The 17,167-nt window shown below is 73.8% G+C and carries 17 protein-coding genes; 12 read left to right on the plus strand and 5 right to left on the minus strand.

What is annotated here, in order from left to right; all coding sequences use genetic code 11:
* Positions 1 to 1,122 (plus strand): WS/DGAT domain-containing protein (locus Q0L15_RS23785; RefSeq protein WP_296607331.1); only part of this gene is annotated, 1,122 nt, incomplete at its 5' end.
* Between the two features lie 1,195 nt (positions 1,123 to 2,317).
* Here the strand turns inward: Q0L15_RS23785 and Q0L15_RS23790 are convergent.
* From Q0L15_RS23790 to Q0L15_RS23800, 3 genes are all read right to left on the minus strand, one after another.
* Positions 2,318 to 3,022, minus strand: coding sequence for an ABC transporter ATP-binding protein (locus tag Q0L15_RS23790; RefSeq protein WP_296607332.1), 705 nt, complete (start codon positions 3,020 to 3,022; stop codon positions 2,318 to 2,320).
* The gene (locus Q0L15_RS23795) at positions 3,019 to 3,540 is read right to left on the minus strand and encodes a PadR family transcriptional regulator (protein ID WP_296607333.1); all 522 of its coding nucleotides are present in this window, start codon (positions 3,538 to 3,540) and stop codon (positions 3,019 to 3,021) included. The genes Q0L15_RS23790 and Q0L15_RS23795 overlap by 4 nt, the downstream gene beginning before the upstream one ends.
* A 110-nt stretch (positions 3,541 to 3,650) precedes the next feature.
* Positions 3,651 to 3,854, minus strand: coding sequence for a DUF2892 domain-containing protein (locus Q0L15_RS23800; protein WP_296607334.1), 204 nt, complete (start codon positions 3,852 to 3,854; stop codon positions 3,651 to 3,653).
* 157 nt (positions 3,855 to 4,011) lie between these two features.
* Between Q0L15_RS23800 and Q0L15_RS23805 the strand changes: the two genes are divergently transcribed.
* On the plus strand, positions 4,012 to 5,232 hold the full coding sequence (locus Q0L15_RS23805; RefSeq protein ID WP_296607335.1) for an FAD-dependent oxidoreductase: 1,221 nt from the start codon (positions 4,012 to 4,014) through the stop codon (positions 5,230 to 5,232).
* 67 nt (positions 5,233 to 5,299) lie between these two features.
* Here the strand turns inward: Q0L15_RS23805 and Q0L15_RS23810 are convergent, their stop codons facing one another.
* Positions 5,300 to 6,112 (minus strand): YwiC-like family protein, encoded by an 813-nt coding sequence (locus tag Q0L15_RS23810; RefSeq protein ID WP_296607336.1) that lies wholly within the window; start codon positions 6,110 to 6,112, stop codon positions 5,300 to 5,302.
* A gap of 272 nt (positions 6,113 to 6,384) precedes the next feature.
* Here Q0L15_RS23810 and Q0L15_RS23815 point away from each other — a divergent pair, with 272 nt between their 5' ends.
* The 3 genes from Q0L15_RS23815 (at position 6,385) to Q0L15_RS23825 (ending at position 9,889) form a co-directional block, all read left to right on the plus strand.
* Complete coding sequence (locus tag Q0L15_RS23815; RefSeq protein ID WP_296607337.1) at positions 6,385 to 8,535, plus strand: DEAD/DEAH box helicase; 2,151 nt, start codon at positions 6,385 to 6,387, stop codon at positions 8,533 to 8,535.
* A gap of 57 nt (positions 8,536 to 8,592) precedes the next feature.
* Positions 8,593 to 9,117 (plus strand): sigma-70 family RNA polymerase sigma factor, encoded by a 525-nt coding sequence (locus Q0L15_RS23820; protein ID WP_296607338.1) that lies wholly within the window; start codon positions 8,593 to 8,595, stop codon positions 9,115 to 9,117.
* 67 nt (positions 9,118 to 9,184) lie between these two features.
* Positions 9,185 to 9,889: a zf-HC2 domain-containing protein gene (locus Q0L15_RS23825; protein WP_296607339.1), complete on the plus strand. Its 705-nt coding sequence runs from the start codon at positions 9,185 to 9,187 to the stop codon at positions 9,887 to 9,889.
* Here Q0L15_RS23825 and Q0L15_RS23830 read toward each other — a convergent pair.
* The gene (locus Q0L15_RS23830) at positions 9,876 to 11,951 is read right to left on the minus strand and encodes a CDP-alcohol phosphatidyltransferase family protein (protein ID WP_296607340.1); all 2,076 of its coding nucleotides are present in this window, start codon (positions 11,949 to 11,951) and stop codon (positions 9,876 to 9,878) included. The two genes, Q0L15_RS23825 and Q0L15_RS23830, sit on opposite strands and share 14 nt — an antisense overlap.
* A gap of 17 nt (positions 11,952 to 11,968) precedes the next feature.
* On the opposite strand from Q0L15_RS23830, the gene Q0L15_RS23835 reads away from it, so the two are divergent.
* The 7 genes from Q0L15_RS23835 to Q0L15_RS23865 are packed head-to-tail and all read left to right on the plus strand — an operon-like array spanning position 11,969 to position 17,003.
* On the plus strand, positions 11,969 to 13,021 hold the full coding sequence (locus Q0L15_RS23835; RefSeq protein WP_296607341.1) for a zinc-binding alcohol dehydrogenase: 1,053 nt from the start codon (positions 11,969 to 11,971) through the stop codon (positions 13,019 to 13,021).
* Positions 13,009 to 13,392 carry a 6-carboxytetrahydropterin synthase gene (locus Q0L15_RS23840; RefSeq protein WP_296607342.1) on the plus strand — a complete coding sequence of 128 codons (384 nt, stop codon included), beginning with the start codon at positions 13,009 to 13,011 and terminating at the stop codon, positions 13,390 to 13,392. The genes Q0L15_RS23835 and Q0L15_RS23840 overlap by 13 nt, the downstream gene beginning before the upstream one ends.
* Positions 13,389 to 14,309, plus strand: a complete 921-nt coding sequence (locus Q0L15_RS23845) for a glycosyltransferase family 4 protein (protein ID WP_296607343.1) — start codon at positions 13,389 to 13,391, stop codon at positions 14,307 to 14,309. Before Q0L15_RS23840 ends, Q0L15_RS23845 begins: the two co-directional genes overlap by 4 nt.
* On the plus strand, positions 14,306 to 15,088 hold the full coding sequence (locus tag Q0L15_RS23850) for a lysylphosphatidylglycerol synthase domain-containing protein (RefSeq protein ID WP_296607344.1): 783 nt from the start codon (positions 14,306 to 14,308) through the stop codon (positions 15,086 to 15,088). Before Q0L15_RS23845 ends, Q0L15_RS23850 begins: the two co-directional genes overlap by 4 nt.
* A complete protein-coding gene (locus Q0L15_RS23855; RefSeq protein WP_296607345.1) occupies positions 15,081 to 15,779 on the plus strand; it encodes a dihydrofolate reductase family protein in 699 nt (232 codons plus the stop codon). The genes Q0L15_RS23850 and Q0L15_RS23855 overlap by 8 nt, the downstream gene beginning before the upstream one ends.
* Positions 15,776 to 16,378 (plus strand): GTP cyclohydrolase II, encoded by a 603-nt coding sequence (gene ribA / locus Q0L15_RS23860; protein WP_296607346.1) that lies wholly within the window; start codon positions 15,776 to 15,778, stop codon positions 16,376 to 16,378. Before Q0L15_RS23855 ends, ribA begins: the two co-directional genes overlap by 4 nt.
* Positions 16,379 to 16,427: 49 nt before the next feature.
* Positions 16,428 to 17,003 carry a GNAT family N-acetyltransferase gene (locus Q0L15_RS23865; RefSeq protein ID WP_296607347.1) on the plus strand — a complete coding sequence of 192 codons (576 nt, stop codon included), beginning with the start codon at positions 16,428 to 16,430 and terminating at the stop codon, positions 17,001 to 17,003.
* Positions 17,004 to 17,167: the final 164 nt, after the last annotated feature.

Genomic DNA, 17,167 nt, shown 5'->3' on the forward strand with positions numbered 1-17,167 from the left:
GTGCTGCGCATCTTCGACACCAGCCCCGACGGGACGCCCGCGGCGGACCCGGTGAGCGCGATCCCGGTCGCCGCTGAGGTCGACCGCGTGGAGCCGACGCTCACCGAGAGGGCGATCACGGCGGCCGCGACGTCGCTGCAGGTGGCCCGCAGCGCCGTCACCAACCCGGTCGGAGCCGCCCACAGCGCGCTCACCCTCTCGGGCTCACTGCTCGGTCGGCTGGGGGCCACGCCGCTGGTCACGGCCCTCCCCGGGGACGTCGACACGGCCCGCAAGCTCGTGCTCGGGACGCGCAACGACACCACGAGCTGGAGCGGGACGGTCGGGGAGCGCAAGGCGATCGGATGGTCCACGCCGCTGCCGCTGGCGGAGGTCAAGGCGGTCGCGCACGCGCACGGCGCCACGGCCAACGACGTCCTGGTCAGCTGCGTCGCCCAGGCGCTGCGCGCCTACCTCCGCGACCACGGCGCGGTCTGTCACAGCGTCACCTGGGACGTCCCGGTCAACCTCAAGCCGTTCGACCCGGCGCTCCCGCTCGAGCTCGGCAACGGCTTCGCCCTGGTCCAGCTCGAGCTGCCGACGCACCTCGAGGACCCCGTGCGGTCGCTCGAGGTCGTCCGTCGCCGGATGAGCAGGATCAAGAACGGCCACGAGGCCGTCGTCGACTACGGCATCCAGGCCGCGATCGGCAAGATGAGCACGCTGCTCTACCGGGCCACCGTCGACCTGATCGCCAACCGCGCGATCGGCGTGCTCACCAACGTCCCGGGGCCTCGGGTCCCGCTCTACGTGGCCGGGCAGAAGGTCCAGGCGATGATGGGCTGGGCCCCGCTCACCGCCGACCAGGTGATGAGCCTGACGATCTACAGCTACGACGGACAGGTGTTCGTCGGGCTCGCCGCGGACGCCGGCCTGGTGCCCGACCACCAGCAGATCGTCGACGGGTTCACCGAGGCGTTCGACCGGCTCGTGGAGTGCACGGACCTGCAGCCTCACGCGGTGCGCAGGTTGCCCGGGTCGACCGCGGCGACCAGCCACGGCCGGACCAGTGCGGTGGTCACGAGCACGCTGCCGGCGACGACCGACGCCGTCAGCAGCAGCGCCGCGGCCCCGCCGGCGTAGGCCGCCGGGGAGAGCCCGACCAGCCAGCCGTAGCCGAGCGAGCCGGCGGCGGAGCCGGCCAGGGCGAGCGGCAGGCTGGTGAGCAGGCACTCGGTGCGCTGGGCCCCGGTGAGGACCGAGCTCGAGACGCCGGTCGCGACGAGCGCGGCCATCTCGCGGCGGTGCTGTGCGGTCGTCTCGACCGAGTGCACGGCGATCGACAGCGCGATCATCACCACCGCCAGCAGCGCGCAGACCGCGACGATCGCCGCGGGCACGAGGTAGTCGTCGCGGTCGTAGGGATCCGTCGTCGCGAGCACGTCTCCGACGAAGACGCCGAGCACGCCGACGGTGAGCCCGACCGCTCCGACAGCGGCGGCCGCTCGTCCGGCCGGCCGCGGATCGGCCTGGAGCCGACGCCCGGCGATCAACGTCGCGGCCCGGCGGGCGCGCCGGGCCGCCCGCACTCCGGCCGCGTGCGCCGCCCACGGGGCGAGGCCCACCGTGCCGAGGGTGACCAGCAGGACCGCAGCGATCGGCGTCGCCAGGCTGTCCGCGCTCGAGGACCCGCCGCGTCCGCTGATCGCGACGAGGGCCCCGGCCAGAACGGCGAGCGCCGGCCACGGTCGAGGGGCCCCGGCCTCCCCGCCCCGGCCCGTGAGGGCCGTCGCTCGCGACCCGGACCGTCGGCCGACGAGGACGCCGTACGCCGCCACCGCGGCGAGGATCGCCCACGTCCACGGGCCGGGGCCGACCGACGTCGGGACCAGGGCGCCCGCGTGCATCGCGAGCCGGAAGCCGAGGAGCTCGCGCAGCAGCAGCCAGAGGGGCACCCCGAGCAGCGCCCCGGCCACGGCGGGCGCCCCGACCTCGATCGCCGCCCAGCGCCGCAGGTCGCGGCGGGTCGCGCCGGCGACCGACAGGGCCGTGTAGCGGCGGTGCCGACCGGTCGAGCCGAGCCGGACCGCCTGGTCGAGCAGGAGCAGCACCGGCACCGTCAGCAGCACGACCGCGAGGATCGCCCCGGGGCGGGTGCCGGCGTCGCCGATGGGGGCGAAGAGGTGCTCCTGCTCGTACGACGACCACGCGTCGTCGCGGCCGAGCCGGGCCATCGAGGCCGCGACCAGCAGCAGCGCGGAGGTCACCGCAGTGGTGGCCACGACCAGGGCGGCGCGACCGCGGCCGGCGGCGAGCACGATCGTCAGCGGCAGCGGCCTCATGTCGGCTCACCGGGTCCACCGTCGCCGGCGGCCTCGATCGCGCCATCGCGCAGCACGACCTCGCGCTCGGCCGCGGCGGCCACCCGGTTGTCGTGGGTGACGAGCACCAGGGCGGCCTCGGTCTCGCGGGTGGCCTTGACCAGGACGTCGAGCGCCAGCTCGCCGGTGACGGTGTCGAGCGCGCCGGTCGGCTCGTCGGCGAACACGATGTCGGGGGAGGTGACCAGCGCTCGGGCGATCGCCACCCGCTGGGCCTCGCCGCCGGACATCGCGGTCGGGCGGGTGTGCGCCAGTTGCGCGACCTCGAGCCGCTCGAGCCACTGGGTGGCGGCGGCCGCCGCGTCGGGACGGCGCCGCCCCTCGAGCATCAGGGGGAGCGCGACGTTCTCGAGGGCGCTGAGCTCGGGCACGAGCTGGCCGAACTGCAGCACGAGCCCGAAGCTCGACCGGCGCAGCCGGGTCCGCTCGTCCACCCCCAGTGCGTCGAGGCGGGTGCCGCGGAACGTGACGACGCCGCTGTCGGGCATCAGCACGCCGGCCAGGCAGTGCAGGAGCGTGGACTTGCCGCTGCCCGAGGGCCCGGTGATCGCCACGCACTCACCCGGCTGCACCTCGAGCGCGGCTCCCCGCAGCGCGACGGTGCGTCCGAAGGACTTGTGCACGCCGTGGGCGGTGAGGATCGACTGAGGAGTGTCGGTCATCGGGTCGTCCCGTCCCGCGCGATCCGCTCGCGCGTCTCTTCCATCCAGCGCAGGTCGGCGTCCAGGTGGGCCAGCGTGTGGTCGAGGGCGATGCGGGTGCCGGGCTCGGCCGCGTCGGAGCGCTCTCGGGTCAGGGCGCGCATCGCGTCGAGGTGAACGGCGCGCTGGCGGCGGAGGAAGTCGCCGCTGTCGGCACCCGTGTGCAGGGCGGTGATGGTCTTGCGGACCAGCTCGTCGGCGGCGTAGGGCCCGGGTTGCTCGGTCTCGCCGAGCCAGTGCCGCAGCGCCTCGCGGCCGGCGTCGGTCAGCGCGTAGACGGTGCGCTCGGGGCCGGCGTCCTGGCGGGTCTCCAGCTCCTCGACGAGGCCGTCGCGCTGGAGCCGGCCCAAGGTGGCGTAGACCTGGCCGTAGGCGAGGGGGCGCGCGGCCGGGAAGCGCGCGTCGTGGGCGCGCTTGAGGTCATAGCCGTGAGCAGGGCCGTCGGCGAGGACGCCGAGGAGGACCGACCCGAGAGACATGGCTTAGGTATACACCAGGTGTATACACCGTGTGAATAGTGGCGAGCCGGCGCAGTCTGGCCCGGTCTGCGCCGGCTCGGCGCCATCGGGGCCGCTCGCCGGAGCGAGGATCAGCGGAAGGCGCAGCCCTCGGCGACACCGAGGCGGCGCAGGATGAGGGCCGCGGGGCAGAAGCCGGTGAGGCTGGACTGCAGCAGGTTGAGCCCGACGAACGCGGTGAGCAGCAGCCACCACGACGAGACCAGGGCGACGAGCAGCACGCTGATCAGCGTGACGGAGCCGGCGACGGTGAGGACGGCGCGGTCGAGGTTCATCGGGGTGCGTTTCCTTGCGTGAGAGGTGGGGTGCGGGAGCTGCTGGGGTCGCAGGTCCCGGGCCGAAAGGCCTGAGGTCCGGGTCTCTGGACCCTGCTGCCCACTATACCCCCGGGGGTATATCTGAGGAAAGCGGAATCCACCAAGGAGGATCGAGATGCGCACCAAGGTCCTAGTGCTCGGCGCCAACTTCGCGGGTCTGACCGCGGCCCTCGCCGTGCAGCGCGAGCTCCCAGGAGAGGTGGACGTGACCGTCGTGTCGGCCAGCGACCACTTCCTCTTCAACCCCAGCCTGATCTGGCTCCCGTTCGGCAAGCGCGACCGCGCCGACATCACCTTCCCGGTCGCGCCCACGCTGGAGTCGCACGACATCGAGTTCGTGCATGCCGCGGCGACCGGCGTCGACCCGGTGGCCAAGAAGGTCACCATCGACGACGGGCGCGAGCTCGGCTACGACTACCTCGTCATCGCGACCGGCTACCGCAACAAGACCGACGTGGTGCCCGGGTTCGCCGAGAATGCCAACACCATCACCACGCTCGCCGAGGCGGAGCGGACGGGCGACGCGTGGCGGCGCTACCTCGACGACGCGCGCGGCGCCACAGGCCCCCGCGAGATCGTCATCGCCGCGACCCAGAGCGCCGGATGCTTCGGCGCGGCGTACGAGTTCCTCTTCAACACCTCCTACCAGCTGAAGAAGGCCGGCCTGCGCAAGGAGGTGAAGCTCACCTACGTGACCTCCGAGCCGTTCCTCGGCCACTTCGGCATCGGCGGCCTGCCGCACGGCGAGCAGCTGCTGCGGATGTTCTTGAAGAAGGAGGGCATCGAGGCACGGCTGAGCGTGGGCCTCGACCACGTCGACGACGGAGCGCTCGTGCTCGCCGACGGCGAGCGGTTGCCGTTCGGCTTCAGCATGGTCGTCCCGCCGTTCCTGGGCCAGGAGTTCCTCACCACGAGCGACGGCCTCGCCGACGACAAGGGCTACGTCCGGGTGCGTCCGACCTACCAGAGCGAGAAGTACGACGACGTCTACGCCGTCGGCGTCGCCGCCGCGGTCGACGTCCCGTGGCAGACCCCGACGCCGGTGGGCATCCCCAAGACCGGGTTCCCCACCGAGGTGATGGCCCACACGGCGGCGGACAACATCGTCGCCCAGATCAAGGGCGAGACGCCGACGCACACCAAGGAGTTCGGCGACATCAAGGCGGTCTGCGTCATGGACGCCGGCAACAACGGCGTCGTGATCCTGGCCGACAAGATGCTCCCGCCGCGCAAGCACGGCGTGCTGATCCCCGGACCCCAGGCGCACCTGATGAAGCTCGGCTTCGAGAAGTACTTCCTCTGGAAGATGCGCAACGGGCACGTGCAGCTGCCCTGAGCGCACCTCAGGCCCGGAGTGCGCCCGGGAGGACCGTGGCGGCCGCTGACGCGGCGTGTGATCGACGTCAGCCGGCCGCCACGGCCAGTGCCGCGGCGGCGAGCGCCACCACGAAGCACGCCAGCTCGACCATGCCGATCGCGCCGGGCCGCATCCCGGACCAGTCCTTGCGCAGCGCCCGGACCGCGAGCACCACGAACGGCGCCACGAGCAACCAGCCGGCGGGCAGGCCCCACGCCACCGCCAGCGCCGGTGAGGCGATCGCGCACGCGACGGCGTACACCCGCGCGGCCGTCGCGTAACGCGGGTCGCGCCGCTCGCGCAGCAGCGACTTCACGTGCAGCGTCGACCCCAGGAGCACGAGCGCGCAGACCGCGGCCAGCAGCCACGCCCGGGTCGAGACGGCGTCGAGCAGCGTGGCCGGTGCGGCGGTGTCCGGGTCGTCGCCCACCAGTGCGGTCACGACGACCATGGCGCTGCACTGGGCCACGAACACCGCGTCGTTGATCAGGTCCCGCTCGCGGTTGCGCCGGGCGTAGGCGAGATTGATCGCGAACGAGACCAGGTAGAGCGCGGCGACCCACAGCAGCCACGGGCGCATCGCGGCCGCGACGAGGCCGGCCGGCGCGAAGGCCGCGGCCCAGATCGCGAGCGGCCGGCGGAACCGCTCCGGGCGGCGGGCCCGGACGTAGCTGAGCACGAAGTACGACGCCGGGTAGGCCGCGATCCACGCCCAGGCGAGGGGCAGCCACGCCCATGAGGGGTCGGCGACGACGAATCCGAGGGCGAGGGGAAGGCCGAGGAACGCCCAGGCGCCGTGCTGCGGCGGGACCAGTGACGTGCGCTGGACGGCACGTCCCGGGGGAGGGGCGGAGGTCACGGACCGAGCGTACGGAACCGCGTCGTCGTCCGACTCGGCGGGAATGCCGACCGTCCGACCGATGCTGTGTACGATGTCACTGGAAGAGGCCGCACGTCGTGGGCCGATCCTCCGCGCCGAGTCCCGGCCGTCTCGCCCGGCACTCATCGATCTCGTCGATCCGTGGATCCAGTACGTCGAGACCAGTACGTCGTGAAGCGCGTCGCCCGGACGCACCCCCGCCGTACCGCACCGCTGTTTCGCACACCGGGCACACTCCGGAGGAGGGGTCCTTGGCTCGACAGGGCCAGCGCCAGTCGGCAGGTCGTCGTGCACCCGCACGCAACCAGCGACGCGGCGGACGCGCGCTCGACAACGAGGGCATCATCCCGGTGCTCGCCCGCGCGGTGCGCGAGGTCGAGACCGCCGTCCAGCGCGGCGCGGTGTCGCCCTCGACCCGCACGAAGTTCCAGGTGGTCGCGCTCCTGGTCCGCGAGGAGCGGGGCCGGGTCAAGACCGACGCCGAGAGCACCGAGGCGCAGCGCGCCGAGCAGCTCAAGCGGCTCGACGGCATCGCGACGATCCTCGCCAAGAGCGCGGCTCGCGAGACCTCGCTGCTGGCCCTCCTCGCCGAGCACGCCGAGGTGTCCGACGCCGCCCGGGAGCTGCGCCGCCGGATGATCGAGGCCGCGGGCCTGGAGGCCGAGGAGGAGGAGCCCGAGGCTCCCGAGACCCTGGCCGTCGTGTCCGCGCCGAGCCGGCGCGTGGTGCCCCAGTCGGTGATCCAACGCCAGCTCTCCAACCCGTTCCAGGTCCCTGACTTCTCCCACGTCCAGCCCGGCAGCGGGCGGGCCCGCCGGCTGGCCGGCTGGGAGCTGCTCGGTCCGCTGTTCCGCTCCTTCGAGTACGCCTCCAACGGCGTGTCGTGCATGCCGTTGCCCGAGCCGATCTCGGCGGTCAAGCTCCCCGACGGCCGCGCGCTGATGCACCACCAGGCACAGCTCGTCGCAGCCGCCGGCGCCGGCCACCGCACCTTCCTGCTCGCCGACGAGCCGGGCCTCGGCAAGACCGCCCAGGCGCTGCTCGCCGCCCAGGCCGCGGACGCCTACCCGCTGCTGGTCGTCGTACCGAACGTCGTGAAGACCAACTGGGCCCGCGAGGTCGGGCTGTGGACACCGAGTCGCTCGGTGACGGTCATCCACGGCGACGGCGAGGACGTCGACGGCTTCGCCGACATCTTCGTCATCAACTACGAGGTGCTCGACCGCCATGTCGGGTGGCTCGGCCAGCACGGGTTCCGCGGGATGGTCGTCGACGAGGCGCACTTCATCAAGAACAAGTCCTCCCAGCGCTCCCAGCACGTGCTGCAGCTCTCGGACAAGATCCGCGGCCGCTACGCCCGGCCGCTGCTGATGGCGCTCACCGGCACCCCGCTGATCAACGACATCGAGGACTTCCAGGCCATCTGGGAGTTCCTCGGCTGGATCGACGAGAAGAAGCCGCTCGGAGCGCTCATGGACGCGCTCGAGGACACCGGCCTCACCCCGGCCGACCCGAGCTTCTACGGCAACGCTCGCCGAGCCGTGGTCGACATGGGCATCGTGCGCCGGCGCAAGATCGACGTCGCCGCCGACATCCCGGCCCGGCGCATCGCCGACCTGCCCGTCGAGCTCGACGACGAGGCCGGCCGGTCGATCCGCGAGGCCGAGCGCGAGCTGGCCCGCCGGCTGGTCGAGCGCTACGAGATGGCGCTGGCCACCCGCAAGGAGGGCCGCGTGGTCGAGGGCATCGACCACGAGCTGGTCCGCCGGGTCGCCACGTGGGAGCGCGAGGACATGGACACCTCGACCGGCGAGAACGTGTTCAGCATGATGCGCCGCATCGGCCGGGCCAAGGCCGGCCTCGCGGCCGACTACGCCGCCCAGCTGGCCCGCAGCGTCGGCAAGGTCGTGTTCTTCGCCAAGCACATCGAGGTCATGGACGTCGCGGAGCAGACCTTCGCCGCGCGCGGCATGCGCTACTCCTCGATCCGCGGCGACCAGACGACCACCGTGCGCCAGCGCAACATCGACGCCTTCGTCAACGACCCCGAGGTCGCGGTCATCGTCTGCTCGCTGACCGCCGCCGGCGTCGGCGTCAACCTGCAGGCCGCCTCCAACGTCGTCCTCGCCGAGCTGTCCTGGACCGACGCGGAGCAGACCCAGGCGATCGACCGGGTGCACCGGATCGGCCAGGAGGAGCCGGTCACGGCGTGGCGGATCATCGCCTCCCAGACGATCGACACCCGGGTCGCCGAGCTCATCGACAGCAAGGCCGGGCTGGCCGCGGTCGCCCTCGACGGATCCGACGAGGAGGTCGGCTCCTCGGTCGACATCCAGCTCGAGGCGCTGGTCGCGCTGCTCACCCGGGCGCTCACCGAGGCCCAGGAGCAGACGCTCATCTGATTCGGCATCACACTGAACCCCACGGCACGTTCACCCGTGACAGGGGTGGGAGGTGAGATGGCCACCGAGAGCCAGGGGAGTCCCGAGGCCCTGATGCAGCAGCTGCACGACGAGCACGCAGCGGCGCTGTGGGGCTACAGCCTGCGCCTGACCGGGCAGGACCGGGCCCGGGCCGAGGACGTCGTGCAGGAGACGTTGCTGCGCGCCTGGCGCAACTTCCCGGCCCTGGACGAGTCCCACGGCTCCGTCCGCGCCTGGCTGTTCCGCGTGGCCAAGAACATCGTGATCGACGAGTGGCGCACCAAGCGGTCCCAGAGCGAGATCGCGGTCGCCGACGTACCCGAGGGGGCCGGCGAGCCCGACCGCACGGACCAGCTGCTGCTGTCGTGGGTGGTCGCCGACGCGCTCACCCGGCTGTCGGCCGAGCACCGGGCCGTGCTGCTCGAGTGCTACTACCGCGGCCGGTCGGTCGCGGAGGCCTCGCGCCGGCTCGGCATCCCGGAGGGCACGGTCAAGTCGCGCACCCACTACGCGCTGCGAGCCCTGCGGCTCGCCCTCGAGGAGAGCGGGGTGGTGGCATGAACACCCCACGAAATCGCTCGCTTCCCCCGCTGCGCTCCTCCAGCTCACGATTCCGCGGGGACCCCGCATGAGCACGTCCTCCTGCGAGCACTCCCACCTCGACGGTGCCTACGTCCTCGGCGCGTTGGCTCCCGAGGAGCGCCTGGAGTTCGAGCGGCACCTGCGCGAGTGCCCGGCATGCGCCCGGGCCGTACAGCAGCTCGCCGGGCTGCCGGGACTGCTCTCGCAGGTCTCGGCCGATGTGCTCGAGTCGACGCCGGCACCGGTGCCGGTGCCCGACACGCTCCTGCCCTCGCTCGTGCGGGAGGTCCGCCGCGGCCGGCGTCGGCGCTCCTGGGCGGCCGGCCTCGCCGCGGCCGCCGCGGTGGTCACGGTGGTCGGCGTCTCGGTCGCGGTCCTCACCGCGAACGACGACGACGGCGCGCCGAGTGCGACCCCCTCGATCTCGGCCGCGCCCTCCCAGCGGATGACCCCGATCGGCACCAGCGGCACCACCGGGTGGCTGACGCTGACCTCGATGGCCTGGGGCACCCGCCTCGACCTGACCTGCAGCTACCCGATGCCGGAGGGCTACGTCGGCGGCGGGCCCCCGACGTACGAGATGGTCGTCCGCACGAGCGACGGCCTCGCCACGCGGGTCGCGAGCTGGCGCGGCGTCGCGGACCGCCCGATCACGGTGACCGGCGCGACCGAGCTCGAGGCGGCCGACATCGCCTCGGTCGAGGTGCGGATCGCCGGCGGCCCCCGCGTGCTGCGGCTCACGACCGGCTGAACGTCTCCAGGAACCGGTCGCGGAAGGCGTCCATCGGCCACACCGTCGCGTCCGGTCGAGGGCGCAGGCCGGGCTGCCAGCCCCAGCTCGCGACCCGGCGCACGACACGCGGGTCCTGGGCGATCACCGAGATCGGTACGTCGTGGCCGGGGTCGGGGCCGGTCACGTAGGAGTGTGGCTGGTGATCACCGAGCACCACGAGCACCAGGTCGGGGTCGGGGTAGGTCTCCAAGAACGAGACCAGCGTCGACATCGTGTACTCGATCGACTGCCCGTAGAGCTCGCGGACGTCGGAGGAGCCGGGCTGGGTCGGGGTGTCGGCGAACACCGACCCGTCGCCGACCCGGTCCCACGGCACGAGGTCGGGTGACGGCGCCCAGGGGTGGTGGCTGGAGACCAGGTCGATCTCGGCCATCACCGGTCGCCGGTCGGCGGGCTCGAGCTCGAGCCGGCGGAACCGCTCGAGGGTGTACTGGTCGGGCATCGGCGCGTAGCCGAACTCCGGGCCGCGGTAGCCGACGCTGCGCGAGTCGTAGAGCTGGTCGAAGCCGTAGAAGCCGGCACCCTCCGGCCAGTCGCGGGTGTTGGCCGGGACGTCGAACACCGTGCGCCAGCCCGCGCCCTCGAACGCCGAGGCGAGCGTCAGCCGGTCGGCGTCGAGCAGCTGGTCGTAGCGTCGCTGGCTGTCCACCCAGAGCCCCGACTGGAGCGTGGAGTGGGCGAGCCAGCTCGCGGCGCCGAACGTCGGGGAGGTGAGGAACGCGCTCCGGGTCTGCCAGCCGGCCGCGCGCAGCCGCCGACTGCCCGCGTCGAGCACGGGGTCGACGCCGTCGTCGATCGCCGGCGCGAAGTCCGAGCCCTCGACCGCGACCCGGCCGTAGGACTCGACGAACACGACGAGCACGTCCTTGCCACGCAGGCCGCGCAGCACGGTGTCCGGGGGCGTGTCGGCATAGCGGTCGGCGGCGATCTGGCGGCCGAACGTGCGCCGGTCGGCGAGGTCTGCTCGCACCTGCCGGACCTCGTCGACCGCGAGCGCGACGGCGCCGTCCGGTCCGGCCCGGGTGATCGGCGTCAGCGCGATCGCGGGCAGGGTGATCGCCAGCGCCGCCGCGACGGCCGGCCGCCGGTGGGCCGCGGCGGTCCCGGACACCCGGACCGTGGCCACCGCGAGCAGAGTGAGGAGCGCGAGCACCAGGAGCCCGGCGACGACGGCCGTCGCGCGGGCCGCGCCCACCCCGATCGAGTCGCCGAGCACCCCCACGCCGGGCCCGAGGTAGACCCAGTCGGTCACCGGGTCGAAGGGCCGGTCCAGGATCCGCTCGAAGCCGAGGTCGAGCACGCGGACCACCACGACGACGCCGAGCACGAGCCCGAGCGCCGCCGACAGCACCTGGCGCGCGCGGCGCCACGGGACCACGGCGAGAGCGAGGACCAGCAGCAGCTCCGGCGGCGGGAGCAGCACGTCCGCGGGAGTCTCCGGGAGCACCAGCGCGGTCCACACCGCCGCGAGCGCAACCATCCACCGCCAGCCACCGCGCGGGTACGGCGCCTCCGCCTGGCGCGTCCGCGCCAGCCACCAGACGTCGCGGCCGAACGACTCCGCCAGCAGCACCAGCGCGGCCACGAGGGCCGCCTCGACCAGCGTCGCCGGCAGCAGCTCGGACGCCGCGACCGCGAGGGTGACGCCCTGGATCGCCGCCACGACCTTGCGCCACCGACGCGGCGGCACGGAGCGGTGCAGCCACGGCCAGACGCGCTCGGCCAGCCAGAGCAGGTAGCGGGCCGCGCCGATCGCCAGGACCCACCAGCCGACCACGGGGGCGACGTACACGCTCAGCACGGCGATGAGGAACGCGTCGACCTCCATGTCGAAGCGGGCCCCGAACGCCGACACAGTCCCGGTCCGGCGTGCCACCTGCCCGTCGACCAGGTCGAGCGCGAGCGCGACCGCCACCAGTACGAGACCGGGGCCGCTCGGCCCGACAGCGGCGACCACGAGGGCGAGCGCCGCGCGGATGGCCGTGACGAGGTCGGCGGGCCGGTGAACCAGGAGCACCATGCCTCCGTGTGTGAGGTGTGACCAGTCCTACGGACACGGCTCCGGCGGGGTTCACCCCGACCCGCGAGGCCTGCGCGTTCTGGGTCGAGGAGCCCGGTCGCGGCGTCCTGCGTCCCGAGCAGCTGCCGCCCGTCGCCGCGGGCGAGGTGCTGGTGCGGATGCTGCACTCCGGGGTCAGCCGCGGCACCGAGTCACTGGTCTTCCGCGGGCAGGTGCCGGTCGACCAGCGTGAGGTGATGCGGGCGCCGCACCAGGCCGGCGACTTCCCGGGCCCGGTGAAGTACGGCTACCTCGCCGTCGGCCGGGTCGAGGAGGGGGCCGCCGACCTCGTGGGGCGCACCGTGTTCTGCCTGCACCCCCACCAGACGGCGTACGTCGTCCCCGCGACCGCGGTCACCCCGGTGCCGGACGGCGTGCCGCCTCGGCGGGCGGTGCTCGCCGGCACCGTCGAGACCGCCCTCAACGCCCTGTGGGACCTCGGACCCCTGATCGGCGACCGGGTCGCGGTCGTCGGCGCCGGCATGGTCGGGTGCTGCGTGGCGCGGCTGCTGGCGCGGATCCCGGCCACCGACGTGACGCTCGTCGACGTCGACGCCTCGCGGGCCGCAGTGGCGGGCGCCCTGGGCGTCGGGTTCGCGACCCCAGGCGAGGCGCCGACAGGGCGCGACGCGGTCGTCCACTGCAGCGCGACGTCCGAGGGTCTGCAGCTCTCACTCGACCTGCTGGCCCCGGAGGGCACCGTGCTCGACCTGAGCTGGTACGGCGACCAGTCGGTCCAGGTCGCGCTCGGCGGCGCGTTCCACTCCGGTCGCCTGAGCATCCGCGCCAGCCAGGTAGGCACCGTCGCGACCCCGCGCCGCGGGTCTCGCTCCCACGCCGATCGGCTCGCCCTCGCGCTCGAGCTGCTCCGCGACCCGGCCTTCGACGAGCTGCTCACGGGGGAGTCCGACTTCGCCGAGCTGCCGCACGTGATGGACGAGCTGGCCTCGGGCGGGCTGCCCGCGCTGTGCCACACGATCCGCTACCCCTCCGAAGACCTCACGCCGGGGGAGCTGCCGTGTACACCGTGACCGTCCGCGACCACATGATGATCGCCCACAGCTTCACCGGCGAGGTCTTCGGGCCGGCCCAGCGGCTGCACGGCGCGACGTACGTCGTCGACGCGGCGTTCCACGGACCCGAGCTCGGCCCCGACGGGATCCTGCTCGACATCGGCCGGGCGACCGAGCTGCTGCGCCAGGTGCTGGGCGGGTTGACCTACCGCAACCTCGACGACGAGCCGGACTTCGCCGGTGTGAACACCTCCACCGAGGTGCTCGCCCGGGTCGTCGCGGACCGGCTGGCCGACGGCGCCGCCGAGCTCGGGCCGGTCACCGGCCTCCGCGTCACCCTGCACGAGTCGCACATCGCCTCGGCGAGCTACGAGCGGTCGGTGCTGTGACCCGCCCGCCCGTCCACCTCGTGGTGCCACCCGGCATCGACGACCCGGCGCGGCCCAGCGGTGGCAACGTCTACGACCGCCGGCTGTCCGACGGGCTCGCCGCGATCGAGCACACGTCGACGGCCACGGTCCCCGACCGCGCGCTGACGCTCGTCGACGGGCTGCTGACCACGCCGGCGCTCGTCGCGGAGTGCGATCGGCTGCGACTGGTCGTGCTGGTCCACCTGCCACTGGGTGCGGCCGCGCCGTGGGAGCGCGACGTCCTGCGCTCCGCGGCCGGGGTGGTCGCGACCAGCCGGTGGACCCGCGACTGGCTGCTCGAGTGCTACGGGCTCGACCCGGCCCGCGTGCTCGTCGCCGAGCCGGGCGTGGACCCGGCGCCGGTGGCCCCCGGCTCACCCGAGGGCCGGTCGCTGTTGTGCGTGGGAGCCGTGACGTCGCTCAAGGGATACGACGTGCTGGCCGATGCGCTCGCCCTGCTCGACGACCTGTCCTGGGTGTGCCGCGGTGTCGGCTCGCTCGACATCGAACCGGCGTTCGCGGCCACGCTCGACGGCCGGGTCCACCTCACCGGGCCCCTGACCCCGACGGAGCTGGCGGCGACGTACGCCGAGGCCGACCTGCTCGTGCTGGCGTCCCGGGCGGAGACGTTCGGGATGGTGGTGACCGAGGCCCTGGCGCGCGGGCTGCCGGTCGTGGCGAGCGACGTCGGCGGCGTGCGCGAGGCGCTCGGCGGCGGGGGAGTGCTGGTCCCGCCGGAGGACCCGCCTGCGCTCGCGCGCGAGCTGCGCCGCTGGCTCACCGACGACGGCCGCCGGGCAGAGCTGCGAGCCGCGGCCGCAGAGCGGCGGACCGCGCTGACGGGCTGGGACCGGACCGTCCGCCAGGTGATCGAGGCGTTGGAGGTCCTGCGATGAGGTGGTGGCGCGTGGCCGGCGGCTTGGTCGTCCTCGGCATCGTCGTGGCGCGGGTCGGTGGTGGGCCGTTCGTCGACGCCGTACGGCTGACCTCGCCGGCGGCGCTCGCGCTGGCGCTCGTGGTCACGGCCGGTACGACCCTGTGCTGTGCCTGGCGCTGGCGCGTGGTGGCGGCCCGGCTGGGCGTCGAGGTGCCGCTGCAGCCTGCGGTGGGTGCCTACTACCGCTCGCAGTTCCTCAACGCCACCCTGCCGGGTGGCGTCGTCGGCGACGTCCATCGGGCGGTGGGCCACGGGGTGCGGCCGGTCGCTCTCGAGCGGGTGCTCGGCCAGCTGGTGCAGGTCGTCGCGACCGGTGGGGTGCTGCTGCTGGTGTCGCCGTGGCCCGGGACCGCGGCGGTCGTCGGCGCGCTGCTGGCGGCAGCGCTGGTCCGCTGGCCCCAGGTCGTCACGGCGTCTGCGCTGGCCGCCGCGGGCCACGTCGTGGTGTTCCTGGTCGCGGCCCGTGCGGCCGGCACCGGCGCGTCGCTGACGCAGCTGTTGCCGCTGGCGCTCGTCGTCCTGCTCGCCGCGGCGATCCCGCTCAACGTCGCCGGCTGGGGACCGCGGGAGGGCGTCGCCGCCTGGGCGTTCGCGGGTGCGGGACTCGGCGCCGCCCAAGGGGCGACCGTCGCGGTCGTCTACGGCTTGCTGGCGCTCGTGGCCACGCTGCCCGGAGCCGTGCTGCTGGCCGGGGGACTGTGGCCCGGTCGCCGACAGGAGGTGCTCGTCCGTGCCTGAGCGCCCGTACACCCTGCTGAGCTGCGGCATGTCGCTCGACGGCTACCTCGACAGCGCGACCGACGAGCGCCTGATCCTCTCCAACGCGGCCGACCTCGACCGGGTGGATGCGGTCCGCGCGGAGTGCGACGCGATCCTGGTCGGGGCGGCGACCGTGCGCAACGACAACCCACGACTGCTGGTGCGCAAGCAGGAGCGCCGCGAGGACCGGGTCGCGCGCGGCCTCGCACCGTCGCCGGTCAAGGTGACCGTCACGTGCCGGGGCCGACTGGATCCGGGTGGGCGGTTCTTCACCACGGGCGACTCGCCGAAGCTCGTCTACAGCCCGACCGGCACCGCCCCGGAGCTGCGCTCGCGGCTGGGCTCGGTGGCGACGGTCGTCGACGGCGGAACGACGGTCACCATGCGACGGATGAGCGAGGACCTGCACGAGCGCGGGGTACGCCGGCTGATGGTCGAGGGTGGCGGCACCATGCACACGCAGTTCCTCACCGAGGACCTCGCCGACGAGCTGCACCTGGTGGTGGCGCCGTTCTTCGTCGGCGACTCCCGGGCTCGACGCTTCGTCGACGACGGGCCGTTCCCGTTCCAGCCCGACCGGCCGGCCCGCCTGGTCGACGTGCGCCGCATCGGCGAGGTGGTGCTCCTGCGCTATGCGCTGTCGCCGCGGTTCGAGGAGGCAGCCCCGTGACGGCCCGCGTCCGCACCGAGCTGATGGTGCCGCTGCGCCTGGCCGACGGCTGGTCGTCGCTCGCCCGGGTGTTCACGTTCGACGGGCTGAGCGACCGGCGCGAGCACCTGGCGCTGCGGCTCGGCTCGCCCGGCGACGTACCGCTCGTGCGGGTGCACAGCGAGTGCCTCACCGGTGACGTGTTCGGCAGCCGACGCTGCGACTGCGGCCCGCAGCTGCACGAGTCCTTCCGCCGCGTCGAGGCCCGGGGCGGCTACGTGCTCTACCTGCGGCAGGAGGGCCGCGGCATCGGGCTCTACCCCAAGCTCGACGCCTACGCGCTGCAGGACGCCGGGCTCGACACGTTCGAGGCCAACCTCGCGCTCGGGTACGCCGAGGACGAGCGCGACTACTCCGTCGCCGCGCAGATGCTGGCCGCGCTGGGCGTCGGTCGGATCGCCCTGCTGTCCAACAACCCCGACAAGGCCGAGCAGCTGGTCTGCGCCGGCATCACGATCGCCGCGCGGGTGCCGACCGCCGTGCACCGCTGCGAGGACAACGCCCGCTACCTCGCCGCCAAGGCGCAGCACGCCGACCACACGCTCGACGTGGGGGCCTGATCAGCCGCGTCCCGGGAATGCGCGGCGCGCCGCGAGCGCTCTGAACGGCATGGAGCACCGGGTGGTCGTGTCGGGAGACCGTGTCGAGACGGCGCGACTGGTGCTGCGGCCGTGGCGCGTCGCTGACGCCCCGGCGGCGCTGGAGGTCTACGGCGCCGAGGAGGTCACGCGCTGGCTCAGCCCCGCCGTGGACCGGGTCGGCGACCTTGCGCGGATGGAGGAGCTGCTCGTGCGGTGGAGCTCCGAGGACCTCGAGCCGCCTCAGCGCCGCTGGGCCGTCGAGCTCCTCGAGGACGGCACGCTCGTCGGCAGCGCCACGCTGCGCGCGCTGCCGCCCGGGGACGAGGACCTCGAGGTCGGGTGGCAGCTGGCGCCGGCGCACTGGGGTCACGGCTTCGCGACGGAGGCCGCGCACGCCGTCGCCCACTACGCGTTCGAGAGCGGTGCGGAGGAGATCTTCTCGGTCGTGCGGCCACGCAACACCCGCGGCATCGCGACCGCTCGCCGGATCGGCATGGAGTGGGTGGGCGAGACCGACAAGTACTACGACCTCCGGCTGCAGGTCTACCGGCTCCGGAGTGCGGACCTCGACATCGCCGCGATCGGAGACCGCGAGCGGTCCTGATCGTCGTGGCCGTGGGACGATGGGTGCGATGCCACCGCCCGCTCCGAACGACGACCGCGCCGCGCGGGCCCGTGAGCTGAGCGCGGTCCAGGAGCGCCGGCGCCGGCAGGAGTCCGAGCAGGCGCAGGCGCTCGTCGACCGCTTCGTCGAGGACGCCGTACGCG

Source organism: Nocardioides sp., assembly GCF_024509035.1.
Classification (GTDB): Bacteria; Actinomycetota; Actinomycetes; order Propionibacteriales; family Nocardioidaceae; genus Nocardioides.